The 20,977-nt window shown below is 40.7% G+C and carries 19 protein-coding genes and 2 pseudogenes; all 21 read right to left on the bottom strand.

Annotated features, from left to right (window positions below):
• Positions 1–2: 2 nt before the first annotated feature.
• Entirely contained in the window at positions 3–1,208 is a 1,206-nt protein-coding gene (locus tag ABE613_RS01995; RefSeq protein WP_347375489.1) for a DNA cytosine methyltransferase, read from the bottom strand.
• Positions 1,209–1,229: 21 nt separating this feature from the next.
• Positions 1,230–1,460 (bottom strand): helix-turn-helix domain-containing protein, encoded by a 231-nt coding sequence (locus tag ABE613_RS01990; protein ID WP_347375488.1) that lies wholly within the window; start codon positions 1,458–1,460, stop codon positions 1,230–1,232.
• 239 nt (positions 1,461–1,699) lie between these two features.
• Positions 1,700–1,825, bottom strand: a complete 126-nt coding sequence (locus ABE613_RS01985; protein ID WP_347375487.1) for a hypothetical protein — start codon at positions 1,823–1,825, stop codon at positions 1,700–1,702.
• A 351-nt stretch (positions 1,826–2,176) separates the two neighbouring features.
• Positions 2,177–2,554: a hypothetical protein gene (locus tag ABE613_RS01980; protein WP_347375486.1), complete on the bottom strand. Its 378-nt coding sequence runs from the start codon at positions 2,552–2,554 to the stop codon at positions 2,177–2,179.
• 294 nt (positions 2,555–2,848) lie between these two features.
• Positions 2,849–3,457: a hypothetical protein gene (locus ABE613_RS01975; protein WP_347375485.1), complete on the bottom strand. Its 609-nt coding sequence runs from the start codon at positions 3,455–3,457 to the stop codon at positions 2,849–2,851.
• A 63-nt stretch (positions 3,458–3,520) separates the two neighbouring features.
• A complete protein-coding gene (locus ABE613_RS01970) occupies positions 3,521–4,363 on the bottom strand; it encodes a DUF4316 domain-containing protein (protein WP_347375484.1) in 843 nt (280 codons plus the stop codon).
• The gene (locus ABE613_RS01965) at positions 4,353–4,607 is read right to left on the bottom strand and encodes a transposon-transfer assisting family protein (protein ID WP_347375483.1); all 255 of its coding nucleotides are present in this window, start codon (positions 4,605–4,607) and stop codon (positions 4,353–4,355) included. The genes ABE613_RS01970 and ABE613_RS01965 overlap by 11 nt, the downstream gene beginning before the upstream one ends.
• The gene (locus ABE613_RS01960) at positions 4,604–6,529 is read right to left on the bottom strand and encodes a JAB domain-containing protein (protein WP_347375482.1); all 1,926 of its coding nucleotides are present in this window, start codon (positions 6,527–6,529) and stop codon (positions 4,604–4,606) included. The genes ABE613_RS01965 and ABE613_RS01960 overlap by 4 nt, the downstream gene beginning before the upstream one ends.
• A 163-nt stretch (positions 6,530–6,692) precedes the next feature.
• Positions 6,693–7,760 carry a DUF5688 family protein gene (locus ABE613_RS01955; RefSeq protein ID WP_347375481.1) on the bottom strand — a complete coding sequence of 356 codons (1,068 nt, stop codon included), beginning with the start codon at positions 7,758–7,760 and terminating at the stop codon, positions 6,693–6,695.
• A gap of 21 nt (positions 7,761–7,781) precedes the next feature.
• On the bottom strand, positions 7,782–9,884 hold the full coding sequence (locus ABE613_RS01950) for a DNA topoisomerase 3 (protein ID WP_347375480.1): 2,103 nt from the start codon (positions 9,882–9,884) through the stop codon (positions 7,782–7,784).
• 91 nt (positions 9,885–9,975) lie between these two features.
• Positions 9,976–10,656, bottom strand: a complete 681-nt coding sequence (locus tag ABE613_RS01945; protein WP_347375479.1) for a CD1107 family mobile element protein — start codon at positions 10,654–10,656, stop codon at positions 9,976–9,978.
• Positions 10,631–10,942 carry a DUF4315 family protein gene (locus ABE613_RS01940; RefSeq protein WP_441049959.1) on the bottom strand — a complete coding sequence of 104 codons (312 nt, stop codon included), beginning with the start codon at positions 10,940–10,942 and terminating at the stop codon, positions 10,631–10,633. The genes ABE613_RS01945 and ABE613_RS01940 overlap by 26 nt, the downstream gene beginning before the upstream one ends.
• 33 nt (positions 10,943–10,975) lie before the next feature.
• Positions 10,976–13,117, bottom strand: coding sequence for a C40 family peptidase (locus ABE613_RS01935; RefSeq protein ID WP_347375666.1), 2,142 nt, complete (start codon positions 13,115–13,117; stop codon positions 10,976–10,978).
• A 78-nt stretch (positions 13,118–13,195) separates the two neighbouring features.
• The gene (locus ABE613_RS01930) at positions 13,196–13,516 is read right to left on the bottom strand and encodes a hypothetical protein (RefSeq protein WP_347375477.1); all 321 of its coding nucleotides are present in this window, start codon (positions 13,514–13,516) and stop codon (positions 13,196–13,198) included.
• Positions 13,517–13,519: 3 nt separating this feature from the next.
• Positions 13,520–14,284, bottom strand: a complete 765-nt coding sequence (gene srtB, locus ABE613_RS01925; RefSeq protein WP_347375476.1) for a class B sortase — start codon at positions 14,282–14,284, stop codon at positions 13,520–13,522.
• A pseudogene (locus ABE613_RS01920) lies at positions 14,281–14,535 on the bottom strand (hypothetical protein); the annotation flags it as partial. The gene srtB and the pseudogene ABE613_RS01920, both read right to left, overlap by 4 nt.
• A 161-nt stretch (positions 14,536–14,696) precedes the next feature.
• Positions 14,697–16,574, bottom strand: a complete 1,878-nt coding sequence (ltrA, locus tag ABE613_RS01915) for a group II intron reverse transcriptase/maturase (protein ID WP_373241737.1) — start codon at positions 16,572–16,574, stop codon at positions 14,697–14,699.
• 738 nt (positions 16,575–17,312) lie between these two features.
• A complete protein-coding gene (locus ABE613_RS01910; protein ID WP_347375665.1) occupies positions 17,313–19,499 on the bottom strand; it encodes a VirB4-like conjugal transfer ATPase, CD1110 family in 2,187 nt (728 codons plus the stop codon).
• Entirely contained in the window at positions 19,471–19,842 is a 372-nt protein-coding gene (locus ABE613_RS01905) for a PrgI family protein (RefSeq protein WP_347375474.1), read from the bottom strand. Before ABE613_RS01905 ends, ABE613_RS01910 begins: the two co-directional genes overlap by 29 nt.
• Positions 19,843–19,866: 24 nt before the next feature.
• Positions 19,867–20,739, bottom strand: coding sequence for a VirB6/TrbL-like conjugal transfer protein, CD1112 family (locus tag ABE613_RS01900; protein ID WP_347375473.1), 873 nt, complete (start codon positions 20,737–20,739; stop codon positions 19,867–19,869).
• Between the two features lie 16 nt (positions 20,740–20,755).
• Positions 20,756–20,854, bottom strand: a pseudogene (locus ABE613_RS01895) (Maff2 family mobile element protein); the annotation flags it as partial.
• Between the last annotated feature and the right edge of the window lie 123 nt (positions 20,855–20,977).

Below are 20,977 nucleotides of genomic sequence, written 5' to 3'. Positions count from 1 at the left end.
CATCACACCTCCAATATCTGTTTTACTATCTGTTCCGAGACTTTTGTAACTACCGGAACTGCCACACTATTTCCAAATTGCTGATATGCTTTTGTATTTGATTCCGGCAACTTAAATTCCCGCGGAAATCCTTGCAGATTAGCAGCTTCTCTCGGAGTTATTTTACGTGGATTTTTTCCTTCCTGCTCAATCAGTATTTCACTTCCATCTTTATAATATCTTCTGGAAATCGTACTCGTGTATTCTGAGTTCTCACTAAAAAGACAATATCCGAACCCGTTACCTTTTTCAGCATTTTCTACACGCCTTCTTTTATGTCCAGCCCATAACTTATCTGAAATAGTATAACCATCGTCAACATTTTTCTCCAGAATGCTTCCAACAGATGTCTTTATTTTTTCTGGTTCCGGATACACAAATGTCTCAATATCAATGTCTTTTCTCCACAATACGATGTATATTCTTGGTCTGTTTTGCGGCACGCCATAATCTTTTGCACTAAGAACCATCTTTGAACATTCTTCTTTTAATTTTTTTATGGGACCATTCTCTATCAACTCCTGGGGCACATTGCATTTGTAACCCATTCCCGTAATCGTTCGTAATACTGTCTGAATAGTATTACCTTTATCATTACTGATCAATCCCCTGACATTTTCCAAAAGCACTGCCTTTGGCTGATGATCACGTAATATCTCAGCTATATGGTAAAACAGGGTTCCTCTCGTATCTTCAATGCCTCTTTTTAATCCGGCATTGCTGAACGGTTGGCAGGGGAAACCCGCACAAAGCACATCAAATTGATCCGGAATAAGTGCTTTTATTTCCGGCTTCGTAATGTCTCCAAAAGGGACCTCTCCATAATTCTGGAAGTATGTTTCTTTAACTGCTTCATCCCACTCGCTCGAAAAAACACATTGTCCCCCAAGAGATTGCATAGCAATACGAAAACCACCGATTCCGGCAAATAAATCAATAAATGAAAACTTCGGCTTATCTGGTTCCAGCGTTATACTATGTTGCTTATTAAATTCCTCTTTAGTCGGCAGATTATTAATTCCAAATCCTGCTTCTGTCAACTTTTCCCTGTATTTTTCACCCTCAGTTCTGTCACCTAATTGAATACAATGACTTGCCAAAGCGTACTTTTCTTCCACATCTAATCCATCTACAAAAGCAAGATTTTGAACATAGCCTGTTTTGCTCATTTTAATATCCTTTCCGGTTTATTATTTTAATATTGTCTGGTCATTTTGACCATTTCTGTCAAAACTAATTATATCTCCAATGTCACAGTCAAAATAACTGCATATTCGTTCTATAACATCAAGAGAGACCTTCTCTCCTTTCCCCATTTTTGCAATGGTTGTTGAACTGATTCCTATTTTGTTAATCAGATCTTTCTTCTGCATATTTTTATCTATAAGAATTTTCCATAGACCATTGTATGATATCTTCATTTCTTTAACCTTTCAGCACTTGAAATTCAATTTGCAGTCACTCTTTTGTAATTATAGCAGTAAAATGCAATTACGTCCACATAATCTTTATATATATAAAGTTATTATTTCCCCGGAGAAAGGATTATTTTATTTACGAATATTATAAGCAAGCAAAGTATAATGATAAATATAGTTGGGGTATATACCATTCACTAAAGTGAAAAAGGCAAGAGCTATACACTCTTGCCTAATAATCATTAATGACATTTGTTTTTATGTGCATTCAAAGTTTTGCCAGCTGCAGATTTAGCACTCTTTGAAGAATTCTTGTTTGCAAGAGTTTTTCCTGCTTTGCCAACTTTTCCACCGTGGTGAACTGCCATTTTCTCACCTCCTTAAAAAATGTGTGGAAATGAATCGCTCACCACATTTCCGGAAATGATTATTTTTTTTAGTTACTGAATTTTAATTTTAAATGCTTTTGCATTCTTAGGATAGATACGTACACCTTTTCGTGTAATATATCTTACTAAGATATACTTAGATCCGTCTTCATCAATGTAAATTTTACTCATAAAACGGTCACTCCTTTCACTTTAATATTGAAAAAAGTGAAATTCATGGTATACTAAAAGTGTCTAGGTTTTAGTGAGCGATTTGAATTTCACTATTTCCACGAAAAGCTTATGGGTGGTGCCATAGGCTTTTTTTATATCAACACATAAGTGCTAATATCATTTGGATTGTGATTGTGTTGCATTATTTAAATCGAATATAATTGCCTCTTCTGATGATATATAATCGCCTTCTGCCTTGTATACATTTCCAGAAAGCTCCCAATTCATCATTGTCGCAATTGTTTTAAGCAGTTCTTTATTATTCCAGCGTACAGATACAATTTTCTTCTCAGAGTAAAACGGTATCGCTCCGTCGTCGTCTTTTTCTGCTTTCTGAATTGCTATTCTTTTGCCTTCTTCATCAATCATAAAGATAACATACTCTGGTTTCCCAATTCGCACAATAGCCGCTTTGCTAAATGCGATTCCGTTGTCTGTTATTGACACAGAAGAAGTCCCGACTGCCATATTGTATTGTTTAAATCCATCTAACATCGAACTACCTCCTCTCTCACTTGAAATAATACCAAAGTATCGTTTTGATGTCAAATACTTTTTGATTTTATTTTTCCGAAAAATCGTTTCTGTTTCGTTTCTGTTTCATCTTTTTTATTTTTATTTTTTCAAAAACGCCTAGTTTTAACGGGTTTTTACTTCTTAATTGCAATCCAAATAATCTATATATTTATCAAACCTGTCACCTCTATATCACAAAAATCATATTTCGTCAACACATATTTATCAATACAAAACGCAATATAAACGCAATAATTTGACTCATAAAAACTATTAACTAACAGAAAAACTTTTACATTTTTGATTATCTTTCTCAATCATCTCAAACAACCGGTCCACCCTTCGCAGCGCAGCTCGTTGTTCTCGTTTCTTTGCCTGTTTTTCATATTTCTTGTTCTTATACACAATTCTTTTATCTCCACGTTTTACAGCAGCCTTGTACTTGTCATGGTCATAAATGTAATTCAGTGCCAAAGCAATATTCTTGAAATAGAGCTGATCCTTCTGCTGATGGTATCTTCCTATTTCCGGATGTTTGAAATCTAACGGAGCCTGTCTGGAATTTCGATGATATAGAGCAATCTGTTCCATACCTCTGGAATAGACCAGTTTCCAGCATCCCATATCTGTCTTCACATACAAAATTCCTTTTATGTATTTGAACTCCATGTTCCGAGTATTTTTATTCCATTCAATGGTTTTCTTTTCAGTACTGCAGAGAAAGCTCATGTTATTGCAGTATCTACAGGCGCAATAGCCACGATGCTTGACATCTTCCCAGAGCAATGTTTCTCTGTTTCCCGGCTTCATAAAGCCTATGTATTTACAAGTTGGTCTATGGTAAATATTGGATTCTATACTCTTAATTCGCTTTGTACTCATGTTGTTTCTCCTTTCAAAAAGAAAAGCCCTTCACTACCAGATACGGTAATGAAAGGCTCCACCTTAACGTTTATTCAGTTCTCTGTTTTGTTCCAAGTATTTCGGGATTGGCTTTCCTGATCGAATCGCAATCTCAATCTGCTTTTTATGAAGCTTTCCGATTACTGATTCTTTCTTCTTACGTTTCTTTGCTTTGGTTTTTTCTGGCTGCTTTGGAAGATTATTCACACGACCATCCACCATATCATAGTTGGCTTCTCCACCGGATTCCGCCTGCCTAAGCCATTCGCCATTTTGATAATATTTCTGCCAGATTTCCAGTCGTTGTAACTGTTGTTTCTGTGGCGTTAGCTTTGTCTGTTCTTGTGGTCGGATCTGATCCCGAATCTGTTGCTTTACAGCATCGTCAAAACCATTTTTCACGTTGTCCGCCATGATTTTTCCATAAGCATCTAAAACAACTGCCGGAACCTTATCACGATATTCGGTATGCTCCAATAAGAAAAATTGCTTGCCATCAATGATGATATAATCCGTTGCCATCCAGCTTCCTTTGCGATTTTCCAAATGATAATCGACAGTATCCATGGAAATCAATGCACCGGAACTGTTCATGCGGATAAAGCCTTCAATCGGTGTCAGATAATCCTCACTGATGTAATAAGTGGTCAGTTCTCCTTCTTTATTGAGAACCAGAACATCGCTAACCTCAAACGTATCTTTCCTGCGATTCCAAATGGTCATTGCTGTATCATCTGCAGATACTTTTTCGATACGCTGCTGCCGGTAAAATTCCATACGAATCTGCATCTTTTTCTTTTGGACCATATCATAGGGCAATCTCCAAAGAGCCTTACCGGATGAGGTTTGATCCACTCGGTAGACTGCATATTGATTAAGCTTCATGGAAATCATCATCCTGATCTTGCAAATAAGAGCTTACATTTAATTCCTGAAATATCTCATTACTGATAAAAGCAAGCTTATAAACAGCACTGATCATCAGCTTAATTAGTTCAAGATCATCATCTTTTTCAATGGGAATAATTTTCATTGCTTCCCAAATATATTGAATGGTTTCAATTCTGGTTGGTCTCTCATAAATTGCAATAAGCTCTAACTCAGAGATCTCAAATACTATTTTTCTCATAGTGACATTGCCTCCTTCTTCATAGGTGGTTTGTCTGCCACCTGCTCCTGTTTCTTTTCCTGGGTATTTGAAACAAATTGATTCTTTTGCTTTTTCTCCGCCGCATAGGTTTCCAATTTCTTCATGGCATCCTGAATGATTGGATTCTTCTTATAGTGGTCCACTAAATCTATGGCATCATACAAGACTTTGCCTCCGCTAAACAGCTCATATTGTCCGGAATAGATACTGCCATCCTGCAGATCAAAACCGATACCTTTTATCCCATGCATCCGATCCGATGGAATGGATTCATATACCTTGATTGCCTCATTCAAAGATAATCCGTCATGAAATTCACCCATTATCGGAAATTCCATACATTCTGCTACATAAAAGGTAATCGTTCCTTCCATCTGTACTTCCACAGCCTTTGTTCGTTCTTCAATAATTGCCTGCATTTCCTGTGTTACCTTATCAATGAATTCCCCGGATGTTTTACGAATCAAATCCAGAGAGCCTTTTAGCTCTTTCATGTCATGCTCCTTACTCCATCCGGAAATATAGGGAAACGAATAATCACCTGTATCCAGATTGAAAGCAGCACAAACACAAAAAGCACAGCTTTCGGCTTCAATTTCTTTTGTCATACGGTCTTTTTCGACATGATTCGACATCATAATGTCTTTATCATGAAGAAGACTGTGGGCACATTCATGAATTGCAGTTTTCATGGTCTGGCTCTCGCTCATGCCTTTATTGATAACAATTTCTTTTGTAGCATTGCTGTAATACCCCTTTGCTCCATTCGTAATCTCATCGAATCGAATCGGTACTGTGGATACTCTGGTGATTGCTTCCATGAATATTTCATAATTCTCAACACTGGCTGTCAGCTCCTCTGGCACAAGAAAGGGCAGTGGTTCTCCCTCTGTTTGCTCATAAGCAAATACGGTAGTTGGTCTGAATCTTGGGATAACAACCTCCACCTCTTCCAGTTCCGGTTGTCCATCTTCACCAATCACCGGTTGCTGATACTGGTCCTTTCGTTCTCTTGTCTGTTTAGTTTTCACGGGTGCCGGAGCAATGATCGTGATTCCTTTTTCCCCTCGTTTTACCTGCCTGCCAAGAGACTGCCATCGTTTATATGAATTACAGAGTGTGGCATCTGGTCTCTGCATGGCAATGAGAAGTGTATTGTTTACGGAGTAATTGTGGAACTTTGTCATGACCTTCAGAAATTCCTTATAACGTTCCTGATCACCTTCTAAGAAATTCTGCACACCCATCTCTAATGACTGCATGATGCTATTCATATCTTTTCCCTGAACCGGCAGGGCAGTTGTTTGAACACGGTCATTTTTGACCGGGTTGGATTCTGTTGAATATCCAGTCTGTTCTTCAGCTACTTTATTTCCAATCTGCAGTTGTTCGATATCGCTCGTAAAATGATTCCGAGAAATAGGAATGGTATCTTTCTCATGAAAAGAATAATACTCATTTCCTCTACCGGTTATGATGTGATCCACCATTTGAATTCCCAAAAGCTCTCCAACCTGATGCATGCGATCTGTTACTAGAACATCGTCTTTTGAAGGGACTAGATTCCCTGACGGATGATTGTGTATCATCATAAAGGAATGTGCATTGGATAAAATCGCTGACTTCATCATTTCCCTCGGATGAACCAATGACTCACTCAAAGCTCCCATGCTTACGATGTTCATATTGATTGGTTTCATATCGCTTTGCAGATTCACTACACAAACAAGTTCCCGGTCCATTTGACTTAGGAACTCACTCATGACATGGATCGCTGCTTTTGGAGAATCCATCTTTTCGGTGCTGATCAACGGTCTTTCCTGTACCATTCGGATTGCAACTTGTGGCAGCACATTATCCTTCTTTTCATCGTGAATCCTTGGTGTATTATTCTCTGCCATCCGTATCACCTCCAAGTGGCACTTCTATGATGAATTCTTCAGATTCCATTTCATTGATCTTTTCTTTTAAATCATCAAAAGAAATTGTATCTTTTCTTTCCTGCATTGTTTTCCTCCAAAAAAAGAATCTCCGTCTGGACGAAACCAAACGGAGGTATCAGTATTAGAGTGACATATCGTTACTCTTATGTTTCTTAGGTGTTTTCACAGCATTTCCAAAATTCTGATCCTTATTGGAAACATCCTTTTCCTGCTGTTTTGTTTTTGCCTTCTGGCGAGCATCAAAGGTGGCTGCTTTTTCGAATACTTTGTCTTTGGAATCATAATGATATACCTCATCCGTAAGACGTTCCGATGGGCGTACCTGTGTTGCATTGATTTCTGTCACCATACTGCGAAGCTCAAGGAATGACATCTTTCCATCATCCGGGACAACCAAAGTTTCATGCACAGATGATGGAAGAATAAAATAATCTCCACCTAATCTATCTGCGAGCCGATCCATAAGATCCGGATAGAAGAGTGTGGAAGCTCCATTGATTCCCTGCTCATTGGTAACCACTGTCATCGGAACATCTTCTGATGATATATCACTTAAAATGGCATCCATCATTTCCTGATCCATGCCTGCTTCTTTCATATCAGCCATCATGATACGTTTCATGACCTCTCCCATGGAAGTAACAGTTGCGGGAAACAGAATCGGAGAACTCTTCATCGCATCTTCATGGAGCTGTTCCTGTGTAATACCATACATATTCATCAGGTGATTGTTGACTAGGGTAGAAGCAATGCCTGCGTCGTCATCCATGCTGACAGCGATATGATATGTAATCGCTAAATCCTCACGAAGCATATGTGGGGCATCCTGCAGCATTTCCTGATTTTTCTCTGCATTGCTTACTCGGATGAAAAGCTTATGCTTTGTAGTATCATAATCCGTGATGCGTAAGGAATCCACCTCAAAGCCTTCTGGCTGCATCTGAACCATAGCTGCAGCCTGTGTTACTGCCTCAACCAGAGAAATGTGATCGGAATCGTAAGCGTCATAGAGTGCTTCCAGATTGATGGTAGGCACTGCCACCTGATTTTCTTTGCGAACCACAAGTCCGGTATACTGTTCATTCAGTTTTTTATGCTGTACAAGCTCCATTGTTGCGTCTTTAAAATCACTTGGAAGAAATTCCTTGATCATATCCTGAATTGATTCTGTAAAAGATTTAAAATCCATAAAACTACCTCGTTCTTTCTTTTATTTCTTTGTTTTTGAGTTACTATTCTTTGGAAATTCCAAAGAGAAATTTGCCCTTCCATCCTTAAACTCCACCAACAGATCTGCTTCAAAATACATATCCTTTTTTCTGGAATACAAGTCCTTCATATGGGCTCTTCCATGTGCCAGAAGTGCCACCGCTGTTGCAGTATCTATAGTCTTTTTCATCGTTTCCAGATACCGGTTTTCCTTCCAGAGAGAGAATCTGCATTCCCGGTTGGAGCAATAGAAGTTCTTCTTTCCCTCAAACACAGGACTGCCACAGATTGGACAGTTTCCAATGCTCTTGTGCTTGGAAAATCGGGTTGTCTCTTCCGCTGGAAGTTCTTCCAGACCATTTAAGATCACGGATAACAAATTGCAGATTCCCCGAAGAAACATCTCTGGATCCATCTGTCCTTTTTCCATTTGCAAAAGCTGGTTTTCCCACTCTGCAGTCATACTGGCAGATTGTAAACACTCCGGCATCACACTGATCAACGCCTTGCCATCCTCTGTGACAGTGAGCGTTTTTCCTTTTCTTACGATGTATTTATCAGAGACAAGTTTTTCGATGATTCCGGCACGGGTCGCAGGAGTACCAAGTCCTTTTTTCTCGGTATCTTCATCGAATTCTTTGTTCCCAGATGTTTCCATCGCATGAAGCAAAAGATCCTCATTAAATGCTTTTGGCGGAGAAGTAAAATGCTCTGTTTTCTCTGCAGTGACTTTGTGATAGGTTTTGCCCTCTGTCACATTCGGAAATTCTTCTTTACCGACAGCATCCATTTCCTGCATGGCAAGACGATCTTTGTTTTTAAAACATTCTTCATACAGCTTCCAACCATGATGTTTAATTTTTTTACCACCGGCTGAAAAATGCTCGCCTTCACAAATCACATCGGCATGAATCTCCGTAAAGATATGCTCTGCATCCGTAGCTGCTAAAAGCCGGATCGCTACCATGAATAAAATCATTTCCTCAGATTCTTTCAAATCACGAATCACATTGCCATCCAGCTCCATCGTTGGAATAATGGCATGATGATCCGATACTTTGGCATTATTCATGACTTTCTTCATATCTGGTTTTGTTGGTTCCTCAAATGGACCAAGAATCTGATATACTTCATGAATTCTACGAACCACACTTTTTCCTGTGCTTTCCATATCCTCTGTCAAATACTGGCTGTCTGTTCTTGGATAAGTAATCAGCTTTGCTTCATACAGGGATTGTGCTGCATCCAGTGTCTGCTTTGCTGTCATACCATAGATACGGTTTGCATCTCTCTGAAGAGAAGTAAGATCATACAGTCTTGGCGGTTTGACACGTTTTTCTTTCTCCGATAGGGATACGACTGATGCATCTTTCCCGTCACATTTACAAAGCAACTGATCCGCTTCTCGTTCATCAAAGATTTTTTCTCTGACTGCTTTCATGCCATCACAGTCCAGTTCCACGTTGAAATACTTCTGCTTTTTAAAATTTTTAATCTGATTGTCTCTTTCAACCAGCATGGCTAAAGTCGGTGTCTGCACACGCCCCACAGTAAGCCGCTTATAATATTTTGAAGTGAAAGCTCTTGTTGCGTTCATACCGATCAGCCAGTCTGCTTGAGATCTACACACGGCAGCATTCGCCAAATTACGATATTCTTCGCCATCTTTCAGATGTTCAAATCCATCCAGAATAGCAGAATCTTCCAGAGAACTGATCCACAGACGCTTTACCGGCAGTTTGGTTCTGGATAAGTCATAGACATGTTTGAAGATAAGCTCTCCCTCACGTCCTGCATCGCAGGCATTTACCACATAGTCCATACCCGGTTGATTCAATAGCTGTTTTAAAATATAAAACTGGTCCTTTTTATCTTTGGATATTTCCACCTTCCAAGAAGTTGGAATTATGGGAAGATCCTCAAAGTTCCAGTTTTTGTAGCGTTCATCGTATCGTTCCGGATAAGCATATCCGGCAAGATGTCCTAAGCACCAACTCACAATACAGTCATCCCCTTCCAGATAACCCTCTTTGCGTTCTTTAGCACCTATTACCTGTGCAATACTCCTCGCCACACTCGGTTTTTCTGCAATTACTAAATACATGTCTTACCTCCAAAAAGACCGGCTACAGAATCTGCAACCGGTCCAAAATATCTATATCAATGCCACTGTCTATCCCCTCAGTGGAACAATTTTAATTATCGAAATCTTCGGATTCCTGATCCTCTTCAAATGGATCGGATTCACCAATCATCTCGATACCTTCGTCATCACCATCATCCTCATCTTTTTTGGGCTTGATGAATTTTATATATCCATAAGCACCTACACCAAGGATTGCTGCAATGAAGATTGCTACAAGTGCTCCCAGATTAGAAGCAGTCCCTTCTTTTTCCGGACTCACTGTCGCAGGCTGTTCCGCCTGCTCTGAATGTGTATTCTCATTGATCACAACCTCTGGTGTTACATCCACGATTGTAGATGCAGATGAATCTTCTTCTAAGAATTCCTGCAAATCATTTTCATCAATCTGGGACAGCATATACACGTTATCCACATTTGCAGACCGGTCAATAATCAAATAGAAGGTATTATTATTCTTCGTTGTGATAGTAAGAAATTCCTTATTCTTACTGTTTGTGATATCATCCTGAACCTGAGCATTTCCCGGAACGGAGAATGGCTCTTCTGTATTAATCTGGTTTTCTTCCACTACGGTATCTTTCTCTGTCTCCTCTGTTTCCACAGATTCTGTTTTACTTGCTTCGGCAGATTCATCCACATAAGCAAAAGCAGTAGTACCTGTTGCAAAAATCATGCTTGCCGATAAAAAAAGAACAGCCAGCATTTTATTCATCCTCTTGATCTTCACCATAATTGTTATCCTCTCTTTCTCTCATCTCATCGGATGATTCTTCTACGGGGATGTTTTCCTCAGAATCTCCATCTACCTGAAAACGAACGCTTCCATCCTGAATACCATTGAGCAGGTCAAAGAGTTCCTTGCTGCTCAGTTTCATACCACGAATACTTTTGATCATCTCATTATTTTCTTCCTGCTTTAGTGCAGATTGAACGCCTTTGAGATATTGCTGCAGCTCTGCAATCTTTCGCTCTGTTTTATCAATTTCTTCAAGATATCGCTTGATTCGCCTGTTCAATTCGTTCACCTTCCTTCAAAGCTCCGGAACGCCTTATGGCAGACGTCCGAAGCATAAAAAATGTTGCTGCCAGTAGGAAGAATTGATGTTGGCATACTGGATAGGATTTCCACAATGGATCATCATTCCATTTCCAACATAAATTCCTACATGACTGGCTCCTGATGTGTTATAAGTTTTCTCAAAGAAGATCAGATCTCCCGGTTTCGCCTGATTTGGCGGTACATAAGTACAGATTCCACGAAGCCCTTCTGCAGTCCTGCGACCATAGTTCCATCCATTGCCGCAGTGATTAATCACCCAGGACACAAATCCAGAGCAATCAAAACTTGTAGATGGGGATGCCCCGCCCCAGACATATGGATAACCAAGATATTTCTCTGCTTCACGGATCATGTTCGCAAATCTTTGATCCGACAATGCCTCCGGTGGAATGTCATAGCTCATGCCGCCACTGCCGCCTGAAATCGTCCGAAGGTCAAACAGATAATCTCTGTTTCCGTAGGTGGTATTTAATGCGTTATAGAGAATCAGTTCTTCTTCATCCAGATTCGCTCTGGCAATGGCATCAAATCCTTTATTAGTCAGAGTCACTGAAAGAATCTTCTTCGTTGTGGTATTTGTAACTGTGACTTCCCGGCTTCCATTATCATCCGCAAGGAATGCTTCCCATGTCTGATGTCCATGGGCAGATGCTGCAGCATGCGAATCATAATAAACATCGAAATCGACGCCATATCTTGCAAATGCACCTGTATCCTCCACAGTGTATTCCACACCGTTCATGACGATTCGGGTTCCCATTGGTACGGTAGGATTCGTTGCATCTACTGCAATGGTATGATTGGCTCTTGGCATGACTCCACTGGCAGTTGGACCACCAGACCATCTGCCACAGCAGATGGAGCAGTTGCAATATCCACTGGTTACAACTTGTCCCAGAGATTCTCCGACTCGAACCGTTCTGGTCTCTGTGACTGTCTCTGTTTTTCCTTCCACATCCATGCCATACTGTGCTTCAAACAATTCCTGAATCACATCTTCTACATCCGTATATTTGAACTCACCATATTTCACGGTAAGAAACGAAATCAGATGATAAGGATTATGGGAGATCTCATCAATGTTGTAGCGATACTCGTCATAGTCAGGATATCTGGATTCGATGTTGTTGACTTGCCGGTTCAGAGCATTCTCCAATGCTTTATAAGCATTTTCCGCAGAGTGGATATCATCATCTGTGCTGGGATAAGTTGTCATGCCAATCAATGAGCCAGCACCTTGAATAGACGCTGAACAGCTGGTAAGGGAAGTAGAGATGAGCATAAATAAAAGAGCAAACACACCTATTCCAATAAAAATCGCCTTGTTCTTACGGAATATTTCTGCGGTTGCTCTTTTCGCTTTTTCTGTGAAAGACTCTGTAACAGCAGTAGCAGCACCACTGACAGTATCCATCCCTTTTTTCCCTTTTTTGGCTGCAATATAAGAATCCTTATATCTTTTTCTTTGCCAGAATCGATTCCACACTTTTTTCTTTGCCGTTTCTTTTGCAGATTCCCTGACTGACTTCTCCATCTCTTCAAACGTTAAACGTCCACTTGTTGGAGATTCTGTTTCACGATACCCTTTCTTTGCCAGTCTGCCAGAGGTTCGATTCATTCTGATCTGTGCACTGCGAAGGCTTCTGGTAGCTTCTTCCACAGCAATTTCACTCGCATGGGCACCTTCTAATCCCACATTGTCATCCTCTGCATGATGCAGTTTTTCATGTACATATGCACCGACTGCAGCACCACCAATTCCAGCAGCTTTCTTTCCGAAACTTGTTCCGGCACCGGCAATCATGCCACCTTCATCGTCAAACGATAACTTCGAAACTTTCTTTTGTTCCTCAGTGAGCCTTTTTCTCTGTCTTTTCTTTTGAATCGCTTCTTTGCTTTCGAGGCTTTCTTCCTTGGGAATACCTTCGTGAGCATGAAGCTTTTTTCGATAAGAAGAATTATTACGGGAAATCTTTTTTTCTATCACTGATTCTTCTTCCGTGAAAGGTTCTTCTGACGGAGCAGCTCTGGACGGGGGCTCCCGGATCAGATCTTTCGTATTTTGATATTTTTTATTTCGTTTTGACGTACCTTCATGCAGGTTTTCTTCTGTTAGCCCGTCTCTGGACATCTTCTGAACGATTTTATCTTTCCCCGTATATTCCTGTCCTGCCATTTATCCTTTCACCTCCTCTCCAAAACAGGCAAATTAAAAGCAGCTCTCTCCACTGCAGAATGAACTTCTGAGAAGATGCCGCTCCCATACTTCCAATGTTTTCTCATTTTTCTTTGCGATATGTTCCATTTCCGCAAGTTCTTCCTTGCTGATGAGCAACTCTTTTTCCTTCATTCGGTCATACAGCTCATAGATTGAAGCAAGACTGGTATGCAAATCCTCAATCAGCTGCAGATAAGCTCTCTGGCATTCCAGAAGATTTTCTTCTGCCAGCATCGTGCGAATTCCCTTATGAAGGCTTTCTCGATCTACCATCAGTGGTTCATGTTCATAATAATCAAAATACTTTTTCATCACTTAATCGTCCTCTCTGATCAATTTCCCAACTACAACCATCCGCCCGTTTTTATGACTGTACTCACAAGTAGACAGGGTAAGTAACTGATCCCCATATTCAGCCATGACTCCTGTGTTGTAATAGGACTTCTTTATACAAATATCAACAAAGTTTTTATATTCCAGAGGCGTTTCTGCCTTAGTAAATGCGTAATACGCAAAATCGTTCCCTGTATAGACAGGAACAGCAAAGCAAGCCATCACCTCATAAATTTCATCGCCATGAAGAGTGCTGTAAATTATCTTTTTATGCTCCTGATAGAAAGATTCGTTCTTATACTTATCAAGATCTGCAAACATTGCACCACTGTTCATGTGATGACCGTAAATGATCAGGTTATCAAAATTCTCCGGGTCACAAATCTCAGCAATAAAAGGAGTTCCACTTATGTCATATTTCTGGTTGAAATTCTTTCTTAAGTAGTAATTCTTTTCTTCCGGATGATACATGACCGGATAATCAATGTGTGTATCCTCAATTTGAATCCACCCTACACAGTCCGGATTCTTTTCATGTAGTTCTAGAAGACCCGGATTGATATTTGGCTCATCCTCTGAGTTATCTTTTGAATTCTCCGGATATTCCTGATCAAATACTTCCCTGATTTCTTCAAATGCTTTATCGCTTTTATGATCTTCCAATTTCATCCCTGCCAGTATGTAGATACTGACAGAGATACAGAAGAGTGAGAGTAGCAACATGATTCCTGAAAAAAGCTTTCTCATGATTTTTGGGAAGCCTCCCATTCTTTTCGGGCTTCCACTTCCTCCGGCTTAGTTGTCATCAGACTGTATAACTTCAAAGATTTATCAAACTTATCCTTGAATGGAATGATGGTGCTTCCATAGAACAGAAGCCCCTCACCTTCACCGGAATTTGTTACATAAGATAACTGGTATGGAGAAATATTCAGCTGTTTTGCAAGAATCTGTCTGTCACCGGCAGCCTGATTGAGCATCAGGATAAAGTCGCTGTTTTATAGTGATAGGTAAGCCTCTGATATCATCTCGGGCTTTTCCCCCACTCCACACCGTGCATGCGACTTTCACCGCACACGGCGTTCCATCGGTTAGTATTTTTCATTGTCTAAACAATCAACCTTTGAATAGAATAAAAACTGTAGTAGTTGAAATAAGATTAAATAGGTTGCATGGAAGCCAACTCACGAAGGTGGTTAACCTTTATAAGCTGTTTGTTATCTAGCTGTAGTAAATCCATATATTTGTAAATAGTTTCCGCTTTTGAAGCATGAATGAGTTTATGGACGGAATTCTTTATGAGAATAAGATTCTCATAGGCATCCGTACCGCCTAAATGTCGAGGTAACTTATGATGGCAATGAATTTCCCCAACAGAGGAGAATTCAACACCGGTTATAGCACATTTTCCCCATTGGGCTGAAAAGAGAGATATTCGATTGTCTGCGTATTCCGCACTATTGGAATAGACTGGTTGACGCATGAGAGCCAACATCATAGGGATGTTGATTCTCAGACAGTTGTGAATACCTTCACGTCCTTCGGGAGTGTAATAATTCCAGCTCTTCTTACGGAAAAGCGGATTTTTGTGCTGTGTGTATCCTATTGGATACACGGGCTCATTCGTACCAGCGACATATCGCATCATTTTGGATTTACCAAAACGGGCTTTTTCAAACTCCGTAAGCTCTCGCCCTGTTTTCACAAGGCGGTTGCCTGTGCGAGTGCTAAGCCTGTTTGTCAGCAAGGTCATGACTGTGCGGTTAAGGGAAGCACAATCATGATTAACATGTGTGGCAATACAGTAGTAATTCTGCATGCCAGTGACCATACTGTTATAGAGTCTGATTTCACCCTGTTCGCCATATATTTTGCGAGGGTGAGCAATTCTCTTTGCCTGTTCTTTTAGCTTCTCCCTTTTGTGCTCCAGATTTTTATCTGCGATATGAGATATAACCACGAGTTTGTTGCCCTTCCTGTGCACTTTCATTTTGAATCCGAGAAAATCAGAATAATGATTTCTTACATTTACAATCCTCGTTTTCTTTTCAGAAATTTCCAGTTTGAGCCTTTCTTTCAGCCACAGAGTGACTGCACATTTGGTGCGTTCAGCAGAGTCCTTAGTCCTGCAAAAGATTCGAAAATCATCTGCATAGCGGACAATGAACATTTCCTTCAGGTTAGATTTCTTAGCCTGTCGATAGCCATTGTCGGGTCTGGTATTCCGTTTGCAAATCGGACACCATTGCCATTGACTTTCCACCCAGTGGTCTAATTCGTTAAGCACGATATTAGCCAGGAGTGGCGATATGATACCTCCCTGTGGGGTTCCTTTGTCGGGCGTGATAAAAGTCCCGTCCTCCAGTTTGATAGGTGCTTTGAGAATTCGTCTTATGACAAAAATCAACTTCTTGTCATGAATACCCATAGCCCATATCTGTCGTATCAGCTTGGCGTGATTCACATTATCAAAGAATCCTTTTATATCGAATTCAATGACATAGTGAAGATTGGCATGTTGAAGCAGCTGATAACTTCTTGCTATGGCATTCTCTACCGAATGGTTCGGTCTGAATCCATAGCTGTTCTTGCTGAACTTAGCTTCACAAACGGGTTCCATTACCTGTTTGATACATTGTTGAACAAGCCTGTCCCAAATACATGGGATCCCTAGGGGTCTTGTCTTACTTGGGTCGTATGGTTTTGGTATCTCCTTACGCCTTACAGGTTTTGGGCGATACCCATGTTCACTTCCATTAATAATAAATCTAACTTTTTCAACAACTTCATCGGGGGAGCATCTTCCGATGTCCTCGATTGTGAGATTGTCTGTGCCATTTGTTTTACTTCCTGTATTTTTCTTGATATTTCTGTACGCTAGAAGAATGTTTTCCCTTTGAAGGATGACAGACATTAAATCTGTGAAAACTTCTCCGTTCAAACTTGCCTGGTATAGATTATCAATCGTATTCTGCATTCCGTAATACTCGTTGTGACGCAGATTATCTTCACATAGCAGTTGCTTTTTCTTTTTCATGGTCATAAGGCATCACTCTCCTTTCTTGGGAAAGTGTCCCTTTTTGTCATACTCGTAATCCTTATAAGATTGAATGACAATAATTGTTTCTAACCGACTAAAGCCCATTCCTCGAGCCCGCCTTTTTCGTAGGGCTGTCATAGGTTCGAGCTTCGCTTTTCAGCACAGATTAAGCGGCTTATATGATTCGTCCGCAGATTGCTTATGAGCAACTCTGTACCTTTCCACGTTCCGATAATTCTATCTGTGCATATATCCTTAGGTGTCCGCTATAGTCCTGTCAGCTTGATTGTGCCTATAACACAATACGGAGTTTCATATTTTCGATTCTTACTCCACCGCACTGACCCACAATTAAGTGTCCATACATTTCTATATGGTAAACATCTAGACCCGTACATTCGCGGTTTTCGTCAGTCCGTCGTGGACATTCTCACCATAGATATTTTATAGACTCCCGACGTGTCATCTGCATACGGTACCTCTACCGCACTTTCGACAGCTGTATTTCTACACTGTTTCGGCAGACTTCCGCCGACTTTATCGAGCTCCAGACCCCAACCATTACAGTCAGAGCCGGTCGAAGTATCAGAGAAGGCATTTCAGGGCGTTACCCCATCATTCTACCTTTCGAATTATCAGTTGTTGCTTACCTCGTATGGAAGTAAGCCCGACGATTTTAGCATCGCATGGCCATAAGTCTATGAAGTTTTACCCTCATAGAGCGATGTTTGTGCGTCAACGTGTCGCACCAAAGATATTTTCAATCTCACGGCTGGCAAGAAGATCTTTGATATTCTGTGTGATACCGGTTGGGATTCCTCCCCATTTACGGAATCGCTTCCAGATTTCAACCGAATACGCTGCAGTCTGTTCCTCTTTCAGAAGCAGATGGAACTCATCAATGTAATACCGGGTGGATTTATGAGAGCCACGGTTGATGGTTACTCGGTTCCAAACCTGATCCTGAACAATCAGCATTCCAAGTTTTTTGAGCTGTTTTCCAAGATCCTTGATATCAAAACAAACAATTCGATTGTTAAGCTCCACATTGGTCTGATGATTAAATACACGAAGCGAACCGTTGACATAGATTTCCAAAGCTGTCGCAATACGCTGTGCCTGTGGCTCTTCCTGTTTTCTCAAGCATTCATACAGATCTCCAAGAATCGGCATGTTCTCTGGTTTGGGATCTGCAAAGTAATTCTGATACACCAGTGGCAGACATCGGTCGATGACGGATTTTTCTTCTGCCTCGATACCATCTCGACTACCCATGATCAATTCACACAGAGAGAGTACAAAGTCTGATTTCACACCAAGAGGATTATCATCATCGGAATAATCCATATTGATATCCATCGGGTTGATATAATCCTTACTGGTTGGTGAAATATGGATGACCTGTCCCCCAAGAGCATGTACAAGAGGGTAGTACTCGCCTTCCGGATCCCCTATGATGATGTCATCGTTGGTTACAAAGAAAGCATTGGTAATTTCTCTTTTTGCTGCAAAAGACTTACCGGAACCCGGTGTACCAAGGATCAGTCCGTTCGGGTTCTTTAATTTCTTTCGGTCTACCATGATCATATTGCTGCTAAGAGCATTCAATCCGTAGTAAAGAGATTCGCCCGGCATGAACAACTCCTGTGTAGTAAATGGCACAAAAATAGCAGTGCTTGTTGTGGTCAGTGCTCGTTTGATCGGCACATGATTGACCCCTAATGGTACACTGCTCATTAATCCCTCTTCCTGTAAATAATCCAGTTTACGGAGTACACAATTATATTTCTGTGCAATACCCGCAGTCTGCAAAATTGCATTGTCCAGATTCTGCTTTGTCTTTGCGGTATTTAAAAAGAGAACTGTCACCAAGAACATTCTCTCATTTCTGGATTGCAGATCGTCCAAAAGTCGCTTGGCTTCTCCGCCATAAGTATTCAGATCGGAGGGAATGATATCCATGTCATAACCAGCTCTGACTGCTTTTTTCTGTTCCTCAATCTTCATTCGGTTAATATCTGTCACCTTAGATTTTACAAGTTTGATCGCTTTCATCTGATCCACAGACTGTACATGAAGATTGACACTTAAATCCTTATCAATATCCAGAAATTCTGCCAGCATTTTATCTGTAAGTTCCGGTGCCAGAATCTGCAGATATGACACACTTCCCAGAGTGTCACCCATACGGAAGGTGCTTCCATCCTTAAACACAAAGCTTGTTGGTGCAATAAAATCTTTGGTTCCAAGACCACTTTTTAACAGCTGACTGTATTCAAAGTTGAATCCCGTCTGATCCGGATTAAAGGTTTCATAGAGGATCTGCAATCGCTCCACACCATTCAATGGATAAGCCGGAACACCCAGAATCTTAAAGTTATTGAGAATATCAGACTCAATACGTTCCAGTTTCGGTTTTGCAAGCTTGATGCTGTCAGCTTCTACAGAAAAAGTAATGTATTTTGTCTTTACCAGACCATTATTTCCTTTTGCCAACTGATTCTTAAGCATCTGTGCATATTCCATTCGCACATCATCAAAAGCATCATTCTGAGGACGGATGCGAATCACACGTTCAAATTCTTTCATATTGCTCTTATGATTGATAAAGCTGAGCTGAAAATGAATGCTGCTGTCAAAGTAATTTAAAAAATCACACCAGTTCTCAAAGATAGCATTCTTGTCTTCGTTCTGTGCCAGCTGATAGTTGATATCATAAAAGCGAATTGTCTTTGAATAGGTTTTGCCCTGCACCCGGCAGATACCATCTTTTGCCATTTCCTTATATCGGATCGTCTTCTGGGCAGAAATCTTTTTTTCATTCTTCTTATCCGCAGATGACTTCTTTTTCTTCTTATCCTTCTTGGGATCCTGAATGGCAGGTGCTTTTTTCTTAGACACGCTTTTTGCCTCCTTTCTCATTGCTATTACCATGGTCATCATTTTCTAATTCTGACTCATAGTAGTTTTCAGTTTCATATTTGCGGACAGATGGTCGTAAGAACTTCACCCTGATAATATTCATCAGGATTTCTTCCAGTGGCTGTCCGTCTTTTTCATACATGGCAAACATAAATGCCGGAAGCATTAACAGCACCATAACCGTTGCTGCGTTTGACATGCCAATGACATTTCTGGTCAGAAAATAGAATGGAATTCCTATTGCAGCTCCGATCCCGATACAGATCAGCTGTCTTCTGGTCAGATTAAATGCCAGTTTATTTTTTACTTTTGTCAAATCCTTGGGAACACTGACATAAGCCATAAGCTATCGTCTCCTTTCTAAAGATTAATGGCTTCCAAAGATCTGTTTACTCAAAGATCCAGTCTTAAATAAACTGAAACAGAGTACAACTGTGTAAGCCATAATGCCAAATAATGAGGAACTTAAGTTATCTGAATACTGAATGCCAGCTACCAGTACCGCATAAATAGCCACGCAGATCATCATCAGAAATGCCTGGAATGCCAGAGCCATGAGCCCTCTGAAATAGTTTGTTCCGACCTGTCCCCACTCCCTGTTGGACATCGTGGCGAACGGAATCGGTGCAACCGAAGTGTAGATGTATATTTCAATCATTCTTCCATACAGGATGACTGTTATCAGTACCGACATGATCTTCATACATAAGCTAACGATCAGGGTTTCCAATGCCAAGATGACCAGTTCCCCTATCTCCATTGCTTCCAGAGTCGTATCCAGATTCGTAATCGCTGATGTAATATCAATTGCTGTATTTCCGGTAATTACACCAGTAGCTGAATTGACCACATGCTGTCCCACATCAAATACTGCCATAGTAATGGTAAATGTGTTGCTCACAAGATAAACTGCGATCCACATTTTTACAAAGTACTTGAAGAACATCCATGTATCGATGTCATGCATATTGTTTCGCTCTGTAATCATCGTGATCAGCTCATAACAAAGTACGAAAGTAATGATAATTCCTGCTATCGGCATGATGACCGAATTCGACAGATTTTGTATCATGCTGAAAATGCTGCCATTCCACCCCTGTGGAGTCTGTCCAACCTGGGCAGCGATCTCACTGGTCTTTTGATTGACATCCGTAAACATCCTGTCCAGATTGGAATGGATCATCCCCGTTAGAAGTTCTCGCATCCACTCTTCAATTGCATCAAAAATGCCATCGAACATGGATTACTCCCTCCTTTTAACCAAACAATCCACTAAGCAGTGGAATCAGCTGTGTACCGATAAGGATTACTCCGCCACCGGACATGAGCTGCTTGATTCCCTGTGATTTTGCACCCGATAGCGATAGGTAATCCTTTGAAGTTATCTCCGGATTTTCCCCCGCTCCACACCGTGCATGCGACTTTCACCGCACACGGCGCTCCATCGAATTCAGCCGTCCAGGGTTTTAAACACAACT

The organism is Dorea chungnamensis (genome assembly GCF_039832125.1).
Lineage (GTDB): Bacteria > Bacillota > Clostridia > Lachnospirales > Lachnospiraceae > JAFBIX01.
This window is presented reverse-complemented; position numbering and strand designations above follow the sequence as displayed.